Genomic DNA, 23,331 nt, shown 5'->3' with positions numbered 1-23,331 from the left:
TTATGAATTTTCAAACTTTATCTGGGTCAATAATTTGGTAACCAACACCAGCCATTGTTACTATCATGACTTTATCAAACGGTTTATCAACTTGCGCACGTACACTATGCAAATGGGTGCGAAGCGCATCACTACTTGGCACATCTTGTCCCCATACTTTTTCCTCAAGCTCAGTTTTACTGACTACCCGAGGCGAGGCAATCATCAGAGTGTGTAAGATTTTGAATCCCGTTGGGGTTAGTTTTAATGGTTTGTCTTCTCGTTTGATACTGTGTTCCTCAGTATTTAGAGACAGCTTGCCAACTTCTATATTGTGCTGAAAATGTTCATCTTGATGGCGGCGTATTAATGCTTTGATGCGAGCTTCTAATTCAACCAATGAGAAAGGTTTGACCAAATAATCATCCGCACCACTATCAAACCCTGCAACCTTATCTAAAACAGTATCACGCGCGGTCAGCATCAATACGGGCGTCTTATCATGCAGCTCTTCTCTAAGCGTTTTGCACAGCTTAGTACCATCCATACCGGGAAGCATCACGTCGAGCAATATAACATCGTAGCGATTGCTTGATGCCAGTGCTAAGCCACTCAGACCATTATGGGCATTGTCCAACTCGAAACCTTTTGGCTCAAAAAAAGCATAGATATTGGCTACGATATCAGGATTGTCTTCAATAATAAGTATCTTATACATAATGGCTACTATCTACAAAAAGCGTGAATTGAATAAAAAAGTTTAATGGGTAGTCTTAAAAAAGGTGGGTTCTGACGCTACTTCTTGAGTAGTGATACCAAAAAAATGCAATAAGGTTGGCGTAATAAAATCATGTGACACTGGCTGATTGGTCATATTAGACAGACTCTTAGGATTAATGCCATTGTTTTTAGGTGACCAAATAATGACTGGCACCTGTTTTTGCGCATTCGGCGCAATACCGTACGGCAGACCATGTAAATATACATTGTTTTCACCCAGACTTTCCCCATGGTCACTAATATATACCATCACCACATCATAGTCTTGCTCATAGGGTTTTAGCGTATCTATAACGGCATTTAAAAAGTAATCGGTATAGCGAATCGCATTGTCATAACCATTTATAACGGATTGAGCATCACACTTAGATAACTCGTTGGTCATACAGACTGGCTTGTATTCTTCAAATTCCTTGGGATAACGTTGGTAATAAGCAGGACCGTGATTGCCCATTTGATGTAATAAAATCAGTGTATCTTGTGGCTTCGCAGTAGTCTTGACCCCTGTGTCCGACTTAACTAAAGTATCAAAACCGTCCAACATGCCAATATCACGACATTCAATATCACAATTAGGATTTAGCTTAGGCGTTTTATAGTCCTCAACGGTGACTCGATCTGCCACGCCTTTAGAGCTAGAGTTATTGTCCCGCCAGATAACATTAACGCCTTGTTTGTTGAGGGTATCAAGCACGTTTTCATTATATTCAGCAGTGTCAACGTCGTAATCGCTTCGGTTTGCATAACTGAACATGCAAGGTACTGAATAAGCAGTTGACGTACCACAAGAGGTCGCATGGTTGTAGCTATAGGTATCCGGCTGGCTGGCAAGTAACGGCATCGTATCGCGTTTATAGCCATTCAAACCAATATGGTCAGCGCGAACCGTTTCACCGACTACGAAAACCATCAGTTTAGGTTTCGTTGTGCTACTGACGGCTGCGGTACGCTTTGCATCTGGCGCATGCAGTATCAAGGTATCGGGGCGGCGTAGCTCATCGACGTAATCGGTACCGAGTTTGATAACAGAATAAACAGGGGTAATAGGATTGGTATAACTACGCACTATTTTATGCTGGCGGAAAAAGCTGGCGTATTGATCTCCAAATGGTAATAGGCAAACCGCTATTATCGCAATAGACGTTATCAAGGTGATTGCCTTTTGCACGATTGAGCGAACTATAGACAAACGCTTTATACGAATCTTACTAATTAAGAAAGCAGGTAGCACACCCAATAGTAGCAGTCGAACAATAAAGCTTGGTGCTATCAAACCCATCGCTTCTGCTTGGTCTGTCTGCAAGCTGTTAACCAACATGCCAGTGTCAAATATCGTTCCATAAGCATCGGTGAAGTAACCACATACTGCCGCAATCAGCACCATAGCAATAAGCACTACTTTTGCCGTCGGTCGATAACATAATAGCTGAAACAATAACCACATCAGCCCAAACAGTAAGCCAGTCAGAGAAACGATAAAACCAATGTTATCAGCAAACGGATAGATCGTTAATACTTGTTTAAAGAAGCCAATATTTGCAGTAGCAACGAGATAGAGCGTAACCACTATAATCAGATAAGTAAGATTGACTTCACGATGATAAAATTTATTTTTATCGAAGGTTGCATTATTATTTTTAGCAAGACTTATATTATGGGTTTCTGCAATGGCTAGATCGGTAATTAAGTGTTTTGACATACACAGACTTCTTAATAGAGTGAGATAAATTTTATTCTCTAAGGTAGCAATTACCCTGTTAAGAAGATGTTAAGAAGCCTAGATTAAATGCATAATAGCTAATGAAGATACAGATTGTATCTGATACTCTAAAAACTCATGAAATACTCACAAAAACGGCTGTAAAAGAGACTTCTCATTCATGATTACGCTCATCCAAAAAAATCAGCAGTTGTTCCTTTTAGGAGTCTTTATTCTATTAGTGGTGGTTGTTTTATGGGTTTTACAGTATGTGATAATTCGCTATGGTCAGAAGGTACTGAATCAGGTGCCGACATATTGGACGGTGCTCGAACAATATTTTGGAAAAAGCAAACAACTCACTCGCTTAAAAAATAACTATCCAAAACTGTATCATGCTTCGTTGCAAAGGCTCACTGTACAGCACTTTTATGGATTGCCTCTGACGGTTTTATTTTTAGTCATGGGTTATATCTTAGCTTTGTTTTTTGGTTTGGTTGAAGATGTGGTTACGTCAGATGCTATTGTGGCAACGGATTTTTTCGTGTCACAGCAGATGAGTATGCTGAGTGAGTCGCCTGTAGTGAAGCTTTTTATTTTTATTACTAGCTTTGCCTCTACTGCAACGACCTGTTTAATTGTATTGCTAGTCTGTATCCTATGCTGGGTGATTCGCCAACCCTATATATTGGTAGGGTTCTTAATAGCCACTTTAGGAAGTACGATATTTACTTTCCTTAGTAAACTATTATTTCATCGCACGCGACCAGTAGATATTTTATTGTTTGAGCAGACAGATTCTTTTCCCAGTGGACATGCGACGGTTACGGTTGCGTTATATGGATTCTTGGCTTACATGGCTATTCGTTTTAGTCGCAACTTTGCCACGCAAGTTCGGATAGCTGTGATTACTGTCTTTTTCTCACTGTTGGTAGGATTAAGCAGGATTTTGCTGAATGAGCATTATTTGAGCGATGTACTGGGAGGTTATTTGGTAGGCGCATTATGGCTAACAGTAGCGATTAGTGTGACAGAGTGGCTAAGGACGCGTGACAAAATTGATTGGCAGATAAGTTGGTCAGTTACTCAGGTTCGTCTGGTCTGGCTCAATATTGTATGTGTACTGATCGGCACCTCGATATATGCTGAATTTTATCAGTTGCCATTGTTAATCTAAGTAAATTCAAGGTATTAACGCCAAAAAAATAGTATCGTTCATATTTAACATTAATAATGATGGCTAGTTTTTAGTCATAGGCTTGTCCCAGTACAGTGGTGAACCATAATACCCGTTCATAAAATTAATAAAGCGTCTTACCTTCTGTGGTAGCAGTTTAATGTGGGCATAAACTACATATAAACCCAAAGCCTCAGTGCAATTTTTAGCAACACTGCGACCAGTTTGTCACTCATAAGCGCCTCACTAATAATGAAAGCCGGCTGTAATATCAGTCCTGCTCTTACAATAGATACATTCATTACTGTAAGCACAATAAGCTACTTCAGCACTCCATAAAAATTACTATATAATCTGACGCTTATAGGCAAATATTTGCTATCGTTGATGGACAATTATTCAACTGCTATTTCTAATAGGCTGCCTAATAAATCATCATGATACTAAATCCATTTACCCGTCTCAGCGGCTCTATCAGTGCTTGGATAACTATCTTTGTGATTATATTACACGGTCTTACTGTATGGGCTGTGATATCTATGGATAGCCCTGAAATTTTGGAGGCTAAAGCGGCTAAGCCTCAGGCAATCCAATTAGAGCTAGTGACATTGCCAAAATCATCCGCAGCGGCTACTGCAGAACGTCGTGCCGAAAATATCCTTACAAAATCTAACTCTGTTCATCAACGACTGCCGCAATCAGAGAAAAAATCTGCTGAACTATCAGATACTAAACAGGTAGAAGCTAAGTCAGTAAATGCTGTGTCAAAGCCAACCTTTAGTAAACCGCTAAATTCTATCAAACCTTTAAGTTCTGATCCAATAAAAAATCAGTCAAATCCAGAAAAGACTAAGATAACAAAAGAAACTCAACTGCCAGTCTTGGTACAGAAAAATACGACCAAAGAATCGGAAGAAATTGCCAAAAAAATGACGGAAGAAGAACAGGATCTTGTAGCCTTGGTTCAAGCGATGACAGAACAGGTCAGCCCTGAATCAACAGATATGTCAACGCAAGGGCTGGTCATAAAAGAGACGAGAAAAACAGTTAGGATTAAGGCTGAAGAAGAAATAGATATAGCGTCGTTAATCCGATCGGTGACAGCACAATTCAATCGTGATCAAGCACGTCAGTGGCAAGAAGGTAGAAAACGCGCAGGGCAAGAGCTGCTGCAAGCGCAGGCTGGCAAGAGTAATGAGAAACGAAAACAGCTTAATCTCAATGATGAGGCAGTTGACTTTTTGGAGGAGCAAGCCAGCTGGCTTGATCAGAAGAAACCTGAAACAGACCTACCGTCGGCGATTTGGCGTGAAGTGACTAGTCAATCAGGCGATATCTTCACTGTATTATTAGAGCTTCATGTCGATAAAAGCGGCTACATTACGGATGTGCAATTGCTCGAATCATCGGGTAATAAGATTGTTGATATTGCAGCGATGACTCAAGTCAGAGCAGGACAACTTAAACCGTTCCAACAAAATGAGCGACCTGTTAATGGCATTGTACCGATGTCATTAATATATGAGCGACCTTAATCTAAGTAATAGCTCGTTTTCCTTTTTTGATTAAACCGACTATATGAAGAATGTGTTCATAAAAAATGTATTGTCAGCCTCACTAGCTACTTAACTGCTTTTAGGAGCCTATATGGATTTTACAGATTATTGGCAATATACAGATATCATTACTAAGAGTTTGTTTTTCGCATTATTTGCTTTGTCGATTGTGTCTTGGGTGACAGGGATTTTACGATTGTACTATAGCCATCAGTTGGCTAAAACCGTCGTCGTTGACTTATCTCAGCAAATACACAATCAGATACCGCCCACTTTGCAAGCTAGCCCAGAAGAGCGCAGGCTTCTCACCGAACAGATGTTATTACAGCAGATTGGTCGATATCGTTATCAAAGCGAGCAAGGGTTACCACTGCTCGGTACGACTGCTGCTATTGCCCCCTTTATTGGGCTATTTGGGACAGTGTGGGGCATATTCCATGCGCTACGTAGTATTGGTGATAGTGGGCAGGCAGGACTTGCCCAAGTAGCGGGCCCAGTAGGTGAAGCGCTTATTATGACTGGTCTAGGTCTTGCGGTCGCGATTCCTGCGGTGATTTTCTATAACGTCATTACGCGTATGAATCGCCGAATCTTGTATAGAGCCAATGACATTGCGCATGGTCTATTAGGCGAGTCAATGCGGCCGAGTATGCTAGCAAATAGCAAAGCAACTCTCGTTGAAGCAACTGGTGCCAAAGTATAGACAGTGGCTATTCATTCGATAAACTGACGAATAAAGAAAAATAAGGAGGCAGGTATGGCATTCCATCTAGGTGATGAAGAGACCCAAGGTATGAGCGAGATGAATCTCATTCCGCTCATTGATATTATGCTGGTACTGATGATTATCTTTTTGGTCACAGCCACGGTGATGAATCCAACCGTACCACTGGATCTGCCTGATACCAATGCCACAGTAAGCGGCTTGCCTGATGAGATATTGCAAATAAGCATTGATAAAGACAATGGTCTATTTTTGGATGAGGAAGCGCTGACGTTAGCGCAATTGCAATTGCGGCTTGAAGAAGCGTCAAAAGACGGTGCTAATCCGAATATTCATCTGCGGGCAGATCAAGACACCCGTTATGATATGGTGGCGCAAGTGCTGGCTGCTGCCAGTACTGCGGGTTTGACTAAGGTTGCTTTTGTCACTGAATAAATAGCCATTTATAGAATACAAAATTTCCTCTTGAAATTAAGAAGGGGCTAAGATTATTAATCTTAGCCCCTTCTTTAATGTCTTAAACCGTGTTTATGATAAAAGCAAACATAGTGGAATCACTGTAAAACTAGTCGAAATTATTCAATAACGTATCGATGTTATGTTGAACAACCTATATGTATTTTAACGTTTTAATCACGTTATTCGTTCAAAAAACCACCACAATGCAATGGCGATACTAACAAAAGAGCCAGCATAAAATATAACCGATTTATAAAAACGCGTATGACGTAATAACAGCGCGATCGGAAATACTATGGCAATGAATACTAGTTGTCCTAGCTCAATCCCTATATTGAAGCTTAATAATGCTAATACGCGCTCACTTGTTGCTAGTGGCAAATCTACGAGCACGTTGGCAAAGCCAAACCCGTGAATCAGACCAAAAACAAAGGCCAGATAGACGGCTCGCACTCGTAACATTGGTACCAGATTGTTTAACGCAGCGAATGCGATGGACAGAGCAATTAAAGATTCGATAAAGCGGGCAGGTATACTAACGATACCAAGAGCAGCTAGGCTCAAGGTAATTGAGTGCGCAAGCGTAAAGGACGTTGCAATCCAAAATACCTCAAGTAATGCAGCTCGCGGCTTGGCAACGGCAACCAATTGTTTTTGCTTACGCACGTAAACTGCTGGTATTAAAAGGACAAACAAAAACAATAGATGATCCCAGCCGATCAGCAAGTGGTGTATCCCACTTTTCAAAAAGTTTGTCGCCGTAGAGAGCCAGCCAGAGTCTGTCCCGGCACCTAATGAAGTTTGTCCAACAGTCAATACTTGAACCGGTAATTCGCTACCAGCTTGCGTCAGTATCAAGCGGTGGTTAGCATCGATACCTGCCAGAACTTGATAGTTAAGCTCTGAGATAGGAGCAGCGCAGCCCAACTCAAATTCGGTATGTAAGTAATTAAAGCCACCACGCGTATTAATCGCTAGTGGCGCAAAGTTTGTGGTTTGACAGGATTGATCGCCCGCTGCTAATGTCACCTGAGCAGCAATAAGCTGTTCTATAAGCGTCGTCTGTGATTTGACCTCTGCCCAACTTACTTGACTGTCTTGGTTTGAGTCTATATCTATCAGCAAAGCTAAGTCTCGAAGCGATAGCTCGTACTTAGCCTTATAAGCAGTATCTGCTGTACTCGACGAGCTCAGGGGCTCTAAGTTTAAGTAAGCCGTACTAGATTCATGTGCTTGTAGTGCCGTAGACGTCAGCACCAATAAGAATAAAGTCAGATAACGATAAGTGTGACTCCAAATGAGCCTGATAAATGCGCTCATGAAGTTGTCTCCTTGCTTACGTACTTACTTACTTGCTTGCTTGAACTGTTGATTTTACCTAAGCGTAGGTCGCGCTCAAGTGCCGGGTATTCAAATTGTGTGTCTGTCATAAACTGGCGCAATAGCTCAATGTCTTTTTTGCTACCGGCTTTGATGGCTGCTGTCGCATAGATCACGATGTCAGCCGTTTCGCGCTGTTGTTGCCAGTTTTCGCGAGCCAATTGCAGCGCTGGGTTAATTTGGTTAGCAAGTAGGGCATAAGTAGCCTGTTCACGCATGTGGGCATTTTCCTCACGTATCTTCCATACATCGATGCGTTCTTTCATAAGTCCTAAGTTTTGCTGAGCGTTAGGATCCCCCAGTTGAATTTGAGCCGTGATGAGCTTTAGCAATAGCGCGTCTTTGTCAGTATGATCCTGAAGCAATAGCCGCGTTTTTTCATAGTCTCCTTGTTTTAATAGCCAATCAGCGCGTGCCATGAGTGCGGGTACAGTTTGAGTGTCCATCACACTAAAGACTTGAGTAGCAAGCGCAACATCCTTGCTACGCAGTGCAGCGTCTGCCTGAATAAGGTAAATCCAGCGTGCGGTCGATGCATCGAGTCCGGGCGCAAGATTGGCGAGCCCATTCAGGGTTTGCTTTGCTTGCGTCAGTTGACCGGTCATGCTCTGCACTTGAGCCATACATGCCAATTGATAGACACGTAGAGAAGCATCATCGAGCTTTGTACAGTAGCTTATTGCCTCCTCAAACTGACCTTGTACGACAAGCAGAGAAGAGAGTGTCAACAGCGCATCTGCATGAGCAGGATCTTTACTTAATATCTGCTTTAGCTGTGCTTTTGCTTCGGAGAACTTGTGATCTGCCTGCAATGCTCGTGCTCGTAACATGAGGGTTTCTACATCCGGATCCTTTATTTGATCCAGCTGCGCTCGGGCTTGACCCAGCGCACGTGGATCACCCTGTAAGTAAGCGCGCTCTAAAAGCTGACTGGTTTGCTCAGGACTGGCTGTGCTCGCACTAGACAAAAAGCTGTCTGAGTTTGAGTAGCGCGGCGGCGGTGAATCGGTGGGTAAGGTCTCAAGAATTTGTTGGTCGCTTTTTGGAATAAAGGGTGCAGCATGAAGAAGGGGGCTGCCGATAAGTAATAACGGTAGTAGTCCAATAAAGGGCTTAATCCAGTTCATAAGATCTCTCAGCTCAAAACATAAAGAAACACCTGATCAAGAGTTTGATCAGGTGTCAGGTTTATATCACGTCAGATTACAACGAGGCGTTGGCACCTGTTACCGCAACAGGCTCTGCTAGATTGGCTTCGGGAAGGATAATCCGATCAATGTCTTGCGGTTCGTCGGTATTTACATCCTTACTGGCGTTGATCACAGCAGAGACTCTCTCGACTGCTAGATTTGCCTTCGCTTGATCTGCTGCTACATTGGGATTGCCCTGATTTCCTGTCTCAAAGTTCTTGTTATCATTATCACCGAAGCAACCAGTAAGAGCTGTCGACCCGGTAATCAATAGGACTAAACATATATAACGCATCTTGTTTCTCCTTAGGGTGGATTTAGCTTACTGGGGCTGGGAGGTTGCGCCAGGGTTAGGGGTTTTTAGATAAGGGAAGGCTGAATCAAATTTATCAGCGGTTTTACGCACGCCATCAGTAAGTGGCGCTGTACCGGCTTTAGCATCAGCAGGAGCACAAGAAATATTAATTGTACATAATACACCCATAGCTACTCTTAGAGAGACATCGGTGACGTCATCACCAGGCCGTCTGCCGTTCGGGAATCCTGCATTATCGCCAGCAATCACACCTAAATCGTTTTGAGCACCAGCACCTACTGCAGCAATATTAGTATTCAAGCGCAGCATATCCCCTGGAACTACATTTGCATTAGCTGGTTTGTTGACACCTGGGACACCAGTCAAAAAGGCAGTGACTAGATCGTTACGCGGGAAGTTAGTAGGTGCTGGCGCACTTGGATATAGTTTTTGAATCAAGGCAGGTAGCGTAGGATAGAACACATAATTCTTGAAATTAGCCACGTCATCTTTTGGCTCTGAGGCGTTAAATTTGTCTTTGTCTTTAAGACCAATGACGACCTCATTGACCAGCGGCATACCCAATCTTGAAACTTGAGTCCATGCACCACCTTTCTTAGCAGTGGTACTGATACCAGAAGCAGGTGAAGGATTGACTAAGGTAGCCTGACGAACACTGGCAGTCGTCCAAGCGCCGATCACAGGATCTACACCTCTCTTATTATTGCCTAAATCTACTTGGGCGGCGTTAACGAGACAAGCTTTAGGTATCTCCATTGCAATCGAGGTAATATTTTTATCTGCTAGTACGTTTGTCCCGCCGTCACGTGGACCTAATGGATTTAAATTAATCAGATCGAACACTCTACCCAAATCAATAGCAAAGCTTTCAGCGCGTTGACCGACAAAGACCTTGCCAGCCCCACAAGTGCCTAAGTTTAACGGTTGAATAAAGCCTCTTGCATAGCCTGGATAGTCTGCAAAAGACTTGGTGCCGATATAGTCAAATGGCTTGTTAAAATTCCCCAGTGGTGTACGCGCGCCGCTACGGCGATCACCTTTAACCATCGTCACACCATAGCTTTCACTGGTTTGCACGTTAGCTGGGTTTGAGGCATCGCCCGCGTTAGATAATGGTATCGCAACATTTGACGGACCGCCTGAGGGTATTTCGATGCTATTTAGTGTTTGTTTGAAGTCAAATTGGAAGGTGACGTCTTCGACCGCATCACCGTTGTTATCAATGTGGATCTCATATAGAGCATCATCATCTAACGAAAAATAGTTAGGTCCACCGTAGGCGTCTTGCAGTGGTAAATAGTTAGCAATGATGGTGACGTAATCTGCTCGGCCACTCTCATAGCTGTTAAACATATAGAGGTCAGTGGCATCAACTTTAGGCGTTTTGGTGATTGAGGGCGCTTCACGGTGACTAGAGGCTACAGCGCTTGCACTTGCGCATAAAGCCATCGCTGCTAATAGAGCGTGTATAGTATATTTCATACGAATCCTTGTAAAAAAACTTGAGGGCTAAGGGGTATTTAAATCATAAATATATAGACGGTACATACTTGGATATTGCATTACTAAATGGTTGATTTTGAAATATTTCCGAGAGGTTCCTGAGACAATTTAAATTTTTATTATATATAATCCATATATAAATATATCTAAACTATCCTCTGAATAAGTTAAACAAAACTATATGCTTAAGCAAGAATTTTATTATGGCACTCATCGGGTTTATCGTAACGTTCATCGGATTTATTGGGATAAGTGTTGTTTTTCTGTTACAAAAGCGTTTTTAAATCACTTATAAAGGTATTTACTTAAAAACATAAGGGAAATAAATGGAATATTAGCGCAAGAAAAGCAAGGATAATGGAATAATAAGCTGATAAAAAAGGCTCATTATTCAGGAGAGAATGGCACACGCTTTTAAGTCGTTCAAAGTTTTGAAAATATCGCAGCTTCATCTTGTCCTTATATATAGCTAACATTATCAATGTTCAATAATCTAAGATTAATGGCAATGCATCAGAAAAAATAAGGTATTATTAATTAGATTAGCTTTATACAAGCAGTAGATTTATAAGACAAACACTATCTATACCAAAAATTTAATGATGTCCATTTATAATCAAGAAGACTGACACCTGGATTCTATACCACTATGAAATCTACCATTGAATTACTCGAAGATACTGATTTTCCTAATATTAAAAGGCGAGAGCTTAAAATCTTGCAAGTGAATATGGGTTACTTATGCAATATGTCCTGTGTGCATTGTCATGTTGCCGCCAGTCCGTACCGTACAGAGATGATGTCACGTGAGCTGGTTGAGCTGATTCCACAAATTTTACAAGCGCAAAATATCGATACACTGGATTTGACTGGTGGCGCGCCTGAAATGCATGAAGACTTTAAGTACTTGGTTAAAGCGGCACGAGCGCTGGGTGTCAAAGTGATTGACCGCTGCAATCTGACGATTCTGATGGTAGAAGGTTATGAGGATATGGCGCAGTTCTTGGCGGACAATGAGGTCGAGGTTGTTGCTTCGCTTCCCTGTTACTCATTAGAAAACGTAGACAAGCAACGCGGTAAAGGGGCGTTTGATGACAGTATTTTAGGGCTACACAAGCTTAATGCTTTAGGTTATGGTAAATCTGGTTCGAATTTGACATTGAATCTTGTGTACAACCCGCAAGGGGCGACACTACCACCCAATCAGCAGCAGCTAGAAGCGGATTATAAGCGCGAGTTAAAAGCGCACTTCGATATTGAGTTTAATCAGCTATTTGCGTTAACCAATATGCCTATTCAGCGCTTTGGTGCGGTTCTATTGGCTAAAAAACAGTTCCATTCCTATATGGATTTACTCAAAGCCAATTATGTAGCCTCCAATTTAACCGAACTGATGTGTCGCTCGACTATCAGCGTAAATTGGCTGGGAGAATTATTTGATTGCGATTTCAACCAGCAGCTTGAGATTCCGGTACCAAACAAAGCCCGCCGTCATCTAAGAGATTTATTAACACAAAATCCTGCAGGTGATGATATTGCCATTGCGGACCATTGCTATGGTTGTACGGCAGGACAGGGCAGTAGCTGCGGCGGTATTTTAGAAGAGTCAGCTATATAGCTTTATTAGAGTAGATTAGATAAAACTGGAATAAATGAGATTAGGATAGGCAAAAACCTATCTATTTAAGCGGAGTTACTACCATGTCATTATTCAATAACTTAATAGTCAAAACGACTATTGCCACCGCTATTTTGTTATCAAGCGCAGCCGCCTATGCGGATTTTAATCACAGCAGTTGGGATACGTTGCTAGATAAACATGTAACCATGACCAATGCTGGCAAAGCGTCGGTAGTTGATTATGTTGGCATGCAGTCAGATAAAAGTAAGTTAGATAGCTATATGGCTGCCACTAGTAAGGTCAGTCAATCTGAATTTAACGGTTGGAATAAAGCTGAGCAACTAGCCTTTTTAATCAATGTCTATAATGCAGGTACGGTGGAGTTGGTGCTCACCAAGTATCCAAATATCAAATCAATTAAAGATATTGGATCCGTATTAAGCTCACCTTGGAAGCAGAATTTTATTCCACTATTGGGTAAAACACGCTCGCTAGATGATATTGAACACAATCTGATTCGCGGCTCCAAGCGTTACAACGACCCACGCATTCACTTTGCGGTTAATTGTGCCAGCATTGGCTGTCCTGCGCTCCTAGACGATGCGTTTACTGGAAAGCGCTTAGAGAAGCAGTTAGAGCAAGTCACCAGTAAGTTTTTGGCAGACAGCAGCCGTAATCGCTTGAAGGGCAATACGCTTGAGGTATCACCAATTTTTAAATGGTACAAAGAAGATTTTACGATGGGTTGGCGCGGTACTAATGACGTTGCAGGATTTTTGGGACGTTATAGTCAAGCATTAGGAATGAATAGTACTCAAGTGAAGGCCTTAGAGCAGGGTAAAATAAAAGTCAGTTATACCAATTATGATTGGCGGTTGAATAAGAAATAAATTGGGCGTTAATAAAAATGACTGCTGTGCCAATCACCCTCTCTATCGTAATACCGTTATTGAACGAAGCGGATAATTTGCCTAAATTGATGGATCATCTTGCTCATCTGAATCCAGCACCTTATCAGGTCATATTAGTGGATGGCGGTTCAACAGATAACTCAGTTGCCATTACCAAGGAACTGATTGAAAGTTTGATAGATAGCAGTCCATCCGTTATTAGTGGACAGGTTATTGATTGGCAAATAACAGAGTCCGCCGCTGGACGTGCGCTGCAAATGAATGCAGGTGCTGAGCTAGCAACGGGTGACGTGTTGTTGTTTTTGCATGCGGATACGCAGCTGCCGAACCACACTATTGCTGATATTACATCAGCCGTCAGGCACGCCGCGTGGGGGCGTTTCGATGTGCGTTTGGACAGTTCTGCATGGATGCTCAAGGTAGTCAGTCAGATGATTAATTGGCGTTCCAGATTTAGTGGGATTGCAACGGGTGATCAAGCGATATTTATCAAAAAACCACTTTTTGAGCAGCTGGGTGGTTACTCTCAGCAGCCACTTATGGAAGATATTGAACTTTGCAAACGTCTTAAAGCTGTTGGTAAGCCGGCTTGTCTACGAAGCAAGGTAATAACTTCGGCACGGCGCTGGCAACAATATGGAACTTGGCGCACGATAGGTTTGATGTGGCATCTGCGTTTTGATTACTGGCGCGGTGTCTCTGCTGATATTATTAAGCAGCGTTATTATAAGACTTAGTAGCTAACAATTGCCTTTATTAGCCGTGAAGAGTCCTAGAGTACGCTCAAACCATTTCAACTTGTAATAATAAAAATTCAAATACTTATGCCAAGAGATGCTATGCAAACAGACGCGCTTATTATTATCTTCGCCAAGTTCCCCGCTCGTGGTATGGCAAAGACACGTTTGCAGCCTGCGCTTGGTCTTGAGGGTGCATCACTTATAGCAAAACAGCTGTTATTGCATAGCGTTGAGCAGGCACTAGCAACCGGATTTAGCGTCGAGCTGTGTGTGAGTCCAGCGCCAACTGATTTATGTTGGCAGACGCTTGGTTTACCTGAGTCATTGCAGTGGTCAGCGCAAGCAAATGATGACTTAGGGTTACGTATGTTAGCTGCTAGCAGGCAAGCGTTAAATACTTTTAAACAGGTGGTATTGATTGGCACGGATTGCCCAAGCTTAACGCCAGTGCGTATTCAAGATGCAGTGCAGCAATTAGAACAGTCTGATACGGTCATGATTCCTGCCTCAGATGGCGGTTACGTGCTCTTAGGGTTTAAGCAAGTTGATGCCAGTTTATTTTCGGATATTGAGTGGAGCACTGCCAGCGTGGCAGCAGTGACTCGACAACGTATTGCAGCATTGAGTTGGACATTGGCGTTATTAGACCCACTGCACGACATTGATGAGCCTACAGATTTAAAACATTTGCCCGTAGGTTGGCTTGAAAAAATAGGCTCTTGATTAGCTGGTTCTTTAAATATGGTTCATATTTCTTATCTTTAGGATGACCCTGATATAGGGGGCTGAATAAGGTTGCTTAAGCCGTTTTATTATTAACAAGGAAGTTATTATGCATGAGGTCGTTCAAGATTATTATGGCAAGCAGCTACAAAGTACTGAGGATTTGAAAACGTCAGCATGCTGTGATATTAGCAATATGCCAAGTTGGTTAAAGCCTTTGTTAGCGAATATTCATGATGAGGTTCTAAGTCGATATTATGGTTGTGGCTTGGTCTGCCCAGCGCTACTTGAAGGCTGCCGTATCCTAGATTTGGGCTGCGGTTCGGGCCGTGATGTCTATGCATTAGCACAATTGGTTGGACGTACAGGTCATGTGGTCGGTGTCGATATGACAGATGAACAACTAGCCATTGCAAAGCAGCATCAAAATTATCATGTGGATAAATTTGGCTACGACAATGTGACTTTTCTCAAGGGCTACATCGAAAAGCTAGATGAGCTCAATTTAGACCCCAATAGCTTCGATATCATTGTCTCAAATTGTGTTATTAACCTATCGCCTGATAAAGCAGCGGTGATGGCCAGTGTGCAGCGTTTGCTCAAGCCTGGCGGTGAGTTTTATTTCTCTGATGTCTATGCAGACCGCCGTATACCGCAGCATTTAGTCAATGATCCTGTCCTTTATGGAGAGTGTTTAAGTGGTGCCTTATACTGGAAGGATTTTGAGCGCTTAGCACGACATGCTGATTTTTTAGACCCGCGTTTGGTTGAAGATCGTCCGCTTGAAATCACCGATCCGCTACTTGCTGCTAAGATTGGCGATATTCAGTTTTTTTCCGCTACTTATCGATTATTCAAGATTGCCACGCTGGAAGATGCTTGTGAAGACCACGGTCAAGCAGTCATTTATCACGGAACCATTGACCAGCTACCGCATCATTTTAATTTAGATAAACATCATACGATTGAGACAGGCCGCGTTTTCCCTGTCTGTGGTAATACTTTTCGTATGCTAAAAGAGTCACGCTTTGCTAAGCATTTTGATTTTATTGGCGATGATAGTCGCCACTATGGTATTTTCGCAGGTTGTGGTGATATCCTACCGTTTGGTCATCAAGCGGACATAGTGTCTGGGCCGTTTGTTAATTCAGGAAGCTGTTGCTAACAGTAAGACCTGTATGATGTTGAAAAAGCTATCTCTCCAAAAAGCTGGCTGTCAAAAATAAAAGAGACCCTCAAATAGTTTGAGGACCTCTTTTATATGAAAAAACATTATAGATGTCTAAGGTTTTAACCTCTACGGAAGCAATGCCGCAAGCCTTGTCTTAGTCTCTGCGCTCATCGCTTCAACAGGCGTGACTAATGCTTGGGTCAAAGCAGTATGAGCGATGGATTTCGGCTGTTCGGATGCAATTAATGCCACGGCTTGCTTAATGACTTGCTGCGCGTTGTCTGCATTTTTCATTAGATTTTGTATAGCATAATCTGCACTGACGGCTTGCTCATTTGGATGCCAACAATCAAAATCTGTCACTAGCGCCAATGTGGCATAGGCGATACTGGCTTCGCGTGCCAGCTTAGCTTCTGGCATATTGGTCATACCGATGATGTCCGCTTGCATCTGCCGATACCAATGTGATTCTGCGCGAGTTGAAAACTGTGGTCCTTCGATACATACATAGGTGGCTTTTGCGTGGCACTGCCCATCGGCAATATTTGCGTTGTCATAAGCTCGCATCAAGATGTCTGCTACTTCAGGGCATAAAGGGTCAGCCATTGACACATGGGCGACCGCACCATCTCCAAAGAACGTGCTTACTCTCTGCTTGGTCATATCAATCATTTGATCGGGAATGACCATATCTAATGGTCTCAGCTTCTCTTGCAATGAGCCAACCGCTGATACTGAGACGATATAGCGTACGCCTAAAGTCTTTAAGGCATAGATGTTGGCACGATAAGGCACCTCAGAGGGGGTTAACCTGTGTCCTTGACCATGTCGCGTTAAGAATGCAACTGTGACGCCATTAAGTTCACCGAGCACGATGTCATCAGATGGCTCACCATAGGGTGTCTCAATTTTAACGCTGCGCTTATTGGTCAAAGCTTGCATTTGATACAGACCGCTACCGCCGATAATAGCGATATCGGCAGCGTTATTTACCGTAATTTCTACTGCGGTTGAAGTCATATTGGGCTCCAAATGATCATTGGTAGAGTGTATCAAAGTTAATACTACTAGCGTTTACTGACTCTCTTATACATACCTTGAGCAAGCGCCTTCAAGATCATCGCCTGACTTTGCACAAAGCCGTTGTACTTGGGCAAATCATCCTCTATATCGCTGGTGTGGCGATTATAAAATAGATGCATAGTTGGCTTGGGTAGTGCCGCCACATCAGGATAATTTGTTGTGGGTATTAATATTAGATTGCCGCCCAACGCCATTTCTATACTGGGTTTATTGCAACGGGTACAAAGTCCGCGGCTAATATTTGGTGGGAGTTTCCAACGGCGAAATTTGGTTCTGATAAGGTTTAATGAACTCACATCGGGTTTAAGTAAAATCGTCACATCATTATAAGCTTGGCCAGTGAATTCTTGGCAAATAGTGCAGTGGCAGATAAAGCGTCCAATGGGCTGATTGTTGATCGTATAAGTATTGCTATGACAGGAGCAAGAGCCTTCTTGTGGGGTAAATTCTCTGCTCATTGGTCAGTCCTTAATAGTAGGGGCGTGGATATTTATTGTTTTGAAATATAGCACTATCCTAGCGTATTAGTGTAGTCGCTTTCAGTATCATGATCGAATAGGATCTATGTTAAAGAAGATGCAGAGATAAACTAGTGGTTTAATGAAGCATTTAGCATGACTAACAAAAAGCAAAAGCTGTCAAAAAATTATAGAAAATAGCGCAAAGTTCTTTATATTTTTTACTTTAAGTCACTTAGGGTGATGATGAATTATCTCGGGTTATCATAAATAAATTGGACCAAAAGCTTAGCCACTTTTTCACCTTGGTCTTCTTGAAGAAAATGTCCGCCGTTGGCAATAGTCGTATGTGCTTGACCTTTGGTGCCGGGAATGATTTTTTGCATAATGCGATCGCCACCAGCAGTCACTGGGTCAGAATCGCTGAACAGCGTGATAAAGGGCTTTGTCCATTTACTCAGCTCAATCCATGCAGCGCGGTTATTTTCTGAAGCAGGATCATCCGGCGTCGAGGGTACAAGCAGTGGAAACTGTCTAGCGCCCTCCTTATAGGATTCATCAGGAAATGGTGCATTGTAGGCGTCGATCACCGCCTGTGACAGCTTGGTAACGGTACCGCTCTTGATGGTCCCTCCGACATGAAATTGAGGTGTTTCCTGCGAGAATTGCTGCCATTTACGAAAACCTTCACCTAGATCGTGGTCGCCGGTGGGGAGCATGGTGTTGCCAGCTGCTACCCGAGCAAATCGGTCTGGATTTTCTGCAACCAAACGCAAACCAATCAGTCCACCCCAATCCTGACAAAACAGAGTGATGTTATTCAGATCTAATTGGTCGAGTACGGATTGCATCCAGTTGACATGACGTTGGTAGGTATAGTCAGTACGAGATGTGGGTTTGTCTGAGCGCCCAAAACCGGGGAGGTCTGGCGCAATAACGCGGTGTCCCGCTGCAGTCAGTATCGGAATCATTTTACGATATAGATAACACCATGAAGGCTCCCCATGCAACAGTAACACTGGATCAGCGTCTCTTGGTCCTTCGTCTAAATAATGCACACGCAGCTCATTGTCTTCGCTGTCGTCGACCATTAGATAGTGCGGGTCAAAGTTGTAATCTGGTAGGTTTGCAAAACGCGAATCGGGAGTTCTGAGGATTTTCATGTCTCGTCCTTGAGTTGGGTAAATGAGCGCGTATTCTTACACAGCTGATGGAATCTTAGAGTTAGGTTGGATCGCCACAAAACCCGATGAGAATGGATCGCCATCACCAATCTTAATCATGTTTGCATCATATTCCGTACTCTTACCCTATGCCAATTATTCCTCTAACTTGATAGTCGTTCTTTGGCTGTTAGGTATTCTTATCGGGTTTAGCAAAGTTTTGAGGGTATAGCGCGCGTGCTGCCACATCATCAAACTCGGTCTTAAACTCGATGCCTTTAGGAATATTTCGGGCTTTTTGGACCGCAGGGCGAGCACTTATATTTGCAAACCAGCGCTTTAGATTAGGATAGTTGTCTAAACCTTCTTCACCTAAGACTACGGTTGCTTTATCAATCCACCCCCAAGCTGAAATATCAGCGATGGAATACTCATCGCCAACCAGATACTCGCGACCTTCCATGTGGGTCTCTAACACTTCGTAATGACGTTCGGCTTCACGAAGATAACGATTGATAGCATAAGGCGTTTTCTCTGGTGCCTTATGTCTAAAATGCACAGATTGACCAGAAAACGGCCCTAACCCTGTCGCTATAAACATCAACCATGACAGCATCTCGCCACGATCTTCTGGTTTACCGGCTAATTTCCCTGTTTTTTCGGAGAGATACATCAAGATAGCAGTAGAGTCAAATACACGTTTGCCATCATCTTCGATGGCCGGGGTTTTACCATTGGGGTTAATAGCGCGATACTCAGAGGTATGTTGTTCGCCTTTTAAGGTATCTATAGCGATCAACTCATATGGCAAGCCAGTCTCTTCGAGATAGACAGCTACTTTCATCGGGTTTGGGGTTTGATGAAAATAAAATTTGAGCATAACCTGATCCTATCCTGTGGAGGTCTTAGTTTGACAATCATAAAAGCAATGAAAAATACAAATAATCCTTAAAGACTCATGCAGTCATTAAGGATTATTTTTTACAGTGAGCCTAACGATGCGTACCGCGAATAGGGTAGTCATTCTTTCGAATAAAGGCTAAACCATTCGCAAGGGCTTCAAGTTCAGGTCTAGCAAAAGGTGCGTTGGAGATATCAACGATTTGAATTTCTCCATCAGCATTAATCACAAATACACCAGGCTCTGCAAAGGGATGATCGGTCTCTTTCTCTGAACGTGGCTCTGAGATATAAAGTCCTAGCGTATTCATCTGCTCAACAGTCAGACCATAGGCAATAGGGAAGTCGATATCTAATTTTTCTAAATGACTCTCTAATTGCTCTTTACTATCACCTGATACTGCAATGATATCGACACCCGCATCAGCAAATGACGATTTTACGGTTTCTAACTGGTTGAGGTATTTAGTACATATCGGACAATGTTGACCTCGATACATCACGACCAATTTCCAGTCATGACCGTTATCAGGCGTACCTAGTGACTTTATATCACCATTTAGCATTTGTACGTCTATATCGGGGAATTTGACACCGGCTTGAATTTTTTGTGCGTAATTTGATGGCATGATTTATCCTTTAGAAGTGTTTTATAAGTAGGAGTAATTTATATAGCAATGATCATCTTAACTGGACTAAAATAAATGTTCAAGATATATTTGAGCAATCACTCAAGTTAATTAATCATTCCAATCTACAGATGCTAATATCCAGTTTACTAAGCGTGTAGTAAAAGAGTATGGGCGCATAGGATAGGCATTATTTAAAATAGAAGGTAATGTGGTAGATTCACCATCACAACGAATATGAATGGATGCCTGTTTAGTTATACTCATTGGTGTTCAGCTCCTTTGAATAAAATCCCTTTGAATAGAATTAAAATTTCTATCCTAAAAACTACCTTAAAGCTATTGCCTATACCTCTTTACTGTACCACTTGCAGCCCAGCTTGCAACACATAGTCAGAATGATGGCTACTATTGAATATAGAGCCAATAACAGCATAAAAGTGTTTTGTTATTGTCTTAGGGTATGTCATCAATTAATATCATTGCTTTAAAAAAATATATTTAATCTATATTTGGGCAGATGAATGAAAATAGCACAAGACTATATAGCCTAAGCGAAAAAATATAAAAAGTAATAAATGGGAGTAAGTATGAAAAACGTGATGTTTATAGGCTATGGATCTATGGCAAGAAAAGTACATGAGATGTTGCCTAAAAACATTGTCCTCTCAACAGTATTGGTAAGCACCAGAAGCGCAGAGATTATAAAAACTGAACTAGGCGAGTCTATAGATGTGATTACTTCGGTAGACGATTTGATAGAAACTCCTGATTTAGCAGTTGAGATGTCGGGTCAGAATGGGCTCAAAGAACATGCTATTAAAATATTGGAAAAGAGCATCCCACTTGGGATTGTATCTGTCGGCGCTTTTACTGATGAGAAGTTTGCTATATCGCTTGCTGATACTGCAGAAGCGAATGGTGTGAAAATTCATATCTTAGCGGGTGCAGTGGCTGGAATTGATGGCATACACGCTGCAAGTTTCGCAGGACTCAGTGATGTGGTTTATCAAGGTAAGAAGCACCCATCGAGCTGGAAAGGAAGCCATGCAGATCGGCTTATTGACTACGATAATTTAGTGGAACCTACTGTGTTTTTTACGGGTACCGCTAGAGAAGCGGCTGCTTTATTCCCTGATAATTCAAACGTTGCCGCTACGATTGCGATTGCAGGCGTTGGCCTTGATGATACAACCGTAGAGTTAATTGCTGATCCAACGCTTGAGTACAATATTCATCATATAATGGCGAAAGGGGTATTCGGTAAGCTTGAGATTAGCATGGCTGGACTGCCATTGGTCGAAAATCCTAAAACCTCAAGTCTAGCAGCATTTAGTGCCTTGCGTTTATGCTGCCAGATTGATCAGGTTATACAAATATAAAGTATGATTAAAATAGAGTCGAAATCAAATTTAGGTCGCTATAGGTGTGTCTAAAGTGACTGGTTTTTCTTGAATTTTTTTACTATCTACGGCTGCATTAAGGTTTACTAAGAAAATAGCAACGGCTGCAATTATTCCTGGTATGGCGATAAATAAGAAGTTCGTTTGGTGGCTAAGCTCGAGCGTGAGTAGCGCCCCAGTCAAGATAGGACCTACGATAGCACCAATGCGACCGATACCCGATGCCCAGCCCATAGCTGTCGTACGTACAGCAGTCGGATAATACTGAGCAACAAAGGTATAGAGCAGAATCTGTGAGCCGATAGTAGTAGCACCTGCAATCGCGATTAGGGTATATAGCACCACTTGAGGGCTATTGTAGCCAAGTAATATCAACGCGGCTGCACCAGCGACAAACATAACGGTTAATACAGGCTTTAGATGGAATCTATCGGCTAGCACACCGCCACCAATAGCACCGACCATACCGCCAATATTGAGCGCAAATAAGAACAGCATACTAGCGCCTAGTGAATAACCTGCTTGAATCATAAGCTTTGGTAACCAGCTGGCGAGAGCATATACCATCAACAAGCACATAAAGAAAGCTACCCAAAACATGATGGTGGTAAAACCTCTATTTTTTAGGAATAACGCTTTGATAGGAGCGTCATCGCCTTTGGTTGGCTCATCTAAGATTAAGTCAGTAGAGGCTGTGATAGTCTCTTGTGGTGCAAGTTTGCGGACGATTTTTTTGGCTTCATCATGTCTTTTTTCTTTGACCAAATACATCAAGGATTCAGGCAGCATTTTCCAAATGATTGGTAAGAGTAAGGTAGGAATGCCTGCAATATAAAACATAATCTCCCAACCGTAATCTACCACCAAAAACGATCCCAATAATGCTGATGCCATACCGCCGATCGCGTAACCACTAAACATAATAGCGACTAGAGTACTACGAATACGCTTTGGGGCGTATTCAGAGGTCAGCGCCACACAAATCGGCATCACGCCGCCGATACCAAGACCAGCAATGAAGCGTAAAGCTGCAAACTGCATCGGACCATTAGCAAAAGCACCGAAAAAGGTAAAGCTACTGAATAGACCGACGCATATCATGATGGTCTTTTTTCGACCGATTTTATCAGACAAAGTACCAAAAATCATGGCACCAAACATCATGCCAAAAAGTGCTGCGCTGGCAAGAAAGCCTGCTTGTACCGCGGTCAATGACCATTCTTCCATGAGTAACGGTAGGGCCACTCCATAAATGATGAGATCATAACCATCAAAGATAATGATCAATAGACACCAAAACAGCACCTTCCAATGAAAAGGAGCAAATTTGGCTTCATCAATAACTTTATTGATGTTTAAGGTTGGTGATTCCATTCGTTTTTCTCCATGGGTAATATCCTTATAAGTATCTAACAAGTTATTGTTTTCTGATGATCAAGTCAAAAACTATCTAAGTATAAATATATACCTATAAGGTATGGATTTTGATCTTATGGCAGATTAGAAAGTACAAGTACGAGTAGATGGCTTGAATAAAAAAGTGTATTTTTACTAAAATAATGTCTAAACAACTAATAAACCTTTAGATATCTGTTTTTCTGAATTTTATGCGCTTGTTGCTAAGAGAGAATGCTTCTTAAGAGGTAGATGAAAAAACAGCTCATATGTCTTTTAAATATATGAGCTGTTTCGATTTTTATTAAATTATATCGGTTGTAAGAGATAAAATAACGACTTTAATTATTGATTTAAGCAAGTGCTCATAC

General features: G+C 42.2%; 23 protein-coding genes. 10 read left to right on the top strand and 13 right to left on the bottom strand.

Annotated features, from left to right (window positions below; genetic code table 11):
• Positions 1 to 10: 10 nt before the first annotated feature.
• Both OEG80_RS06535 and OEG80_RS06530 read right to left on the bottom strand, forming a co-directional pair.
• Positions 11 to 697: a response regulator transcription factor gene (locus OEG80_RS06535; protein ID WP_133104297.1), complete on the bottom strand. Its 687-nt coding sequence runs from the start codon at positions 695 to 697 to the stop codon at positions 11 to 13.
• Positions 698 to 739: 42 nt separating this feature from the next.
• The gene (locus tag OEG80_RS06530; RefSeq protein ID WP_149408340.1) at positions 740 to 2,458 is read right to left on the bottom strand and encodes a phosphoethanolamine transferase; all 1,719 of its coding nucleotides are present in this window, start codon (positions 2,456 to 2,458) and stop codon (positions 740 to 742) included.
• A 181-nt stretch (positions 2,459 to 2,639) separates the two neighbouring features.
• Here OEG80_RS06530 and OEG80_RS06525 point away from each other — a divergent pair, with 181 nt between their 5' ends.
• The 4 genes from OEG80_RS06525 to OEG80_RS06510 all read left to right on the top strand — a co-directional run bounded on the left by OEG80_RS06525 (position 2,640) and on the right by OEG80_RS06510 (position 6,350).
• Positions 2,640 to 3,635, top strand: coding sequence for a phosphatase PAP2 family protein (locus tag OEG80_RS06525; RefSeq protein ID WP_149408339.1), 996 nt, complete (start codon positions 2,640 to 2,642; stop codon positions 3,633 to 3,635).
• 437 nt (positions 3,636 to 4,072) lie between these two features.
• On the top strand, positions 4,073 to 5,170 hold the full coding sequence (locus OEG80_RS06520; RefSeq protein ID WP_263240010.1) for an energy transducer TonB: 1,098 nt from the start codon (positions 4,073 to 4,075) through the stop codon (positions 5,168 to 5,170).
• 112 nt (positions 5,171 to 5,282) lie between these two features.
• On the top strand, positions 5,283 to 5,894 hold the full coding sequence (locus tag OEG80_RS06515) for a MotA/TolQ/ExbB proton channel family protein (RefSeq protein ID WP_149408337.1): 612 nt from the start codon (positions 5,283 to 5,285) through the stop codon (positions 5,892 to 5,894).
• Positions 5,895 to 5,948: 54 nt separating this feature from the next.
• Complete coding sequence (locus OEG80_RS06510) at positions 5,949 to 6,350, top strand: ExbD/TolR family protein (protein ID WP_149408336.1); 402 nt, start codon at positions 5,949 to 5,951, stop codon at positions 6,348 to 6,350.
• A 198-nt stretch (positions 6,351 to 6,548) separates the two neighbouring features.
• Here the strand turns inward: OEG80_RS06510 and OEG80_RS06505 are convergent, their stop codons facing one another.
• The 4 genes from OEG80_RS06505 to OEG80_RS06490 all read right to left on the bottom strand — a co-directional run bounded on the left by OEG80_RS06505 (position 6,549) and on the right by OEG80_RS06490 (position 10,742).
• On the bottom strand, positions 6,549 to 7,694 hold the full coding sequence (locus tag OEG80_RS06505) for a HupE/UreJ family protein (RefSeq protein WP_149408335.1): 1,146 nt from the start codon (positions 7,692 to 7,694) through the stop codon (positions 6,549 to 6,551).
• On the bottom strand, positions 7,691 to 8,881 hold the full coding sequence (locus OEG80_RS06500) for a tetratricopeptide repeat protein (RefSeq protein WP_149408334.1): 1,191 nt from the start codon (positions 8,879 to 8,881) through the stop codon (positions 7,691 to 7,693). Before OEG80_RS06500 ends, OEG80_RS06505 begins: the two co-directional genes overlap by 4 nt.
• Positions 8,882 to 8,957: 76 nt before the next feature.
• Complete coding sequence (locus tag OEG80_RS06495) at positions 8,958 to 9,239, bottom strand: hypothetical protein (RefSeq protein ID WP_263242435.1); 282 nt, start codon at positions 9,237 to 9,239, stop codon at positions 8,958 to 8,960.
• Between the two features lie 27 nt (positions 9,240 to 9,266).
• Positions 9,267 to 10,742: a DUF4331 domain-containing protein gene (locus OEG80_RS06490; protein WP_263242434.1), complete on the bottom strand. Its 1,476-nt coding sequence runs from the start codon at positions 10,740 to 10,742 to the stop codon at positions 9,267 to 9,269.
• A 670-nt stretch (positions 10,743 to 11,412) separates the two neighbouring features.
• Between OEG80_RS06490 and arsS the strand changes: the two genes are divergently transcribed.
• From arsS to OEG80_RS06465, 5 genes are all read left to right on the top strand, one after another.
• On the top strand, positions 11,413 to 12,381 hold the full coding sequence (gene arsS, locus OEG80_RS06485; protein WP_263242431.1) for an arsenosugar biosynthesis radical SAM (seleno)protein ArsS: 969 nt from the start codon (positions 11,413 to 11,415) through the stop codon (positions 12,379 to 12,381).
• Positions 12,382 to 12,464: 83 nt separating this feature from the next.
• Positions 12,465 to 13,274: a DUF547 domain-containing protein gene (locus tag OEG80_RS06480; protein WP_263242430.1), complete on the top strand. Its 810-nt coding sequence runs from the start codon at positions 12,465 to 12,467 to the stop codon at positions 13,272 to 13,274.
• 17 nt (positions 13,275 to 13,291) lie between these two features.
• Entirely contained in the window at positions 13,292 to 14,032 is a 741-nt protein-coding gene (locus tag OEG80_RS06475) for a TIGR04283 family arsenosugar biosynthesis glycosyltransferase (protein ID WP_263242429.1), read from the top strand.
• A gap of 102 nt (positions 14,033 to 14,134) precedes the next feature.
• Entirely contained in the window at positions 14,135 to 14,758 is a 624-nt protein-coding gene (locus OEG80_RS06470) for a TIGR04282 family arsenosugar biosynthesis glycosyltransferase (RefSeq protein WP_263242427.1), read from the top strand.
• Between the two features lie 109 nt (positions 14,759 to 14,867).
• Entirely contained in the window at positions 14,868 to 15,923 is a 1,056-nt protein-coding gene (locus OEG80_RS06465; protein ID WP_263242426.1) for a methyltransferase domain-containing protein, read from the top strand.
• 132 nt (positions 15,924 to 16,055) lie between these two features.
• Here the strand turns inward: OEG80_RS06465 and mtnP are convergent, their stop codons facing one another.
• The 6 genes from mtnP to OEG80_RS06430 form a co-directional block, all read right to left on the bottom strand.
• A complete protein-coding gene (mtnP, locus tag OEG80_RS06460) occupies positions 16,056 to 16,949 on the bottom strand; it encodes an S-methyl-5'-thioadenosine phosphorylase (RefSeq protein WP_263242424.1) in 894 nt (297 codons plus the stop codon).
• 47 nt (positions 16,950 to 16,996) lie between these two features.
• Complete coding sequence (locus tag OEG80_RS06455) at positions 16,997 to 17,470, bottom strand: GFA family protein (RefSeq protein WP_263242423.1); 474 nt, start codon at positions 17,468 to 17,470, stop codon at positions 16,997 to 16,999.
• Positions 17,471 to 17,721: 251 nt separating this feature from the next.
• On the bottom strand, positions 17,722 to 18,633 hold the full coding sequence (locus OEG80_RS06450) for a haloalkane dehalogenase (RefSeq protein WP_263242421.1): 912 nt from the start codon (positions 18,631 to 18,633) through the stop codon (positions 17,722 to 17,724).
• A 190-nt stretch (positions 18,634 to 18,823) separates the two neighbouring features.
• Positions 18,824 to 19,513, bottom strand: a complete 690-nt coding sequence (locus OEG80_RS06440) for a glutathione S-transferase family protein (protein WP_263242420.1) — start codon at positions 19,511 to 19,513, stop codon at positions 18,824 to 18,826.
• A gap of 112 nt (positions 19,514 to 19,625) precedes the next feature.
• Positions 19,626 to 20,162 carry a peroxiredoxin-like family protein gene (locus OEG80_RS06435; protein WP_263242419.1) on the bottom strand — a complete coding sequence of 179 codons (537 nt, stop codon included), beginning with the start codon at positions 20,160 to 20,162 and terminating at the stop codon, positions 19,626 to 19,628.
• Positions 20,163 to 20,273: 111 nt separating this feature from the next.
• Positions 20,274 to 20,429 carry a hypothetical protein gene (locus tag OEG80_RS06430; protein WP_188004043.1) on the bottom strand — a complete coding sequence of 52 codons (156 nt, stop codon included), beginning with the start codon at positions 20,427 to 20,429 and terminating at the stop codon, positions 20,274 to 20,276.
• Between the two features lie 311 nt (positions 20,430 to 20,740).
• Between OEG80_RS06430 and OEG80_RS06425 the strand changes: the two genes are divergently transcribed.
• The gene (locus tag OEG80_RS06425) at positions 20,741 to 21,544 is read left to right on the top strand and encodes an aspartate dehydrogenase (protein WP_410477349.1); all 804 of its coding nucleotides are present in this window, start codon (positions 20,741 to 20,743) and stop codon (positions 21,542 to 21,544) included.
• Positions 21,545 to 21,574: 30 nt separating this feature from the next.
• Here OEG80_RS06425 and OEG80_RS06420 read toward each other — a convergent pair whose 3' ends face one another.
• Complete coding sequence (locus OEG80_RS06420) at positions 21,575 to 22,939, bottom strand: aromatic acid/H+ symport family MFS transporter (RefSeq protein WP_263242418.1); 1,365 nt, start codon at positions 22,937 to 22,939, stop codon at positions 21,575 to 21,577.
• Positions 22,940 to 23,331 lie beyond the last annotated feature (392 nt).

Origin of the sequence: Psychrobacter sp. SC65A.3 (assembly GCF_025642195.1) — a bacterium.
GTDB classification, from domain to species: Bacteria; Pseudomonadota; Gammaproteobacteria; order Pseudomonadales; family Moraxellaceae; genus Psychrobacter; species Psychrobacter cryohalolentis.
The sequence above is the reverse complement of the archived record's forward strand: the minus strand, read 5'-3'. Positions and strand labels throughout refer to the sequence as shown.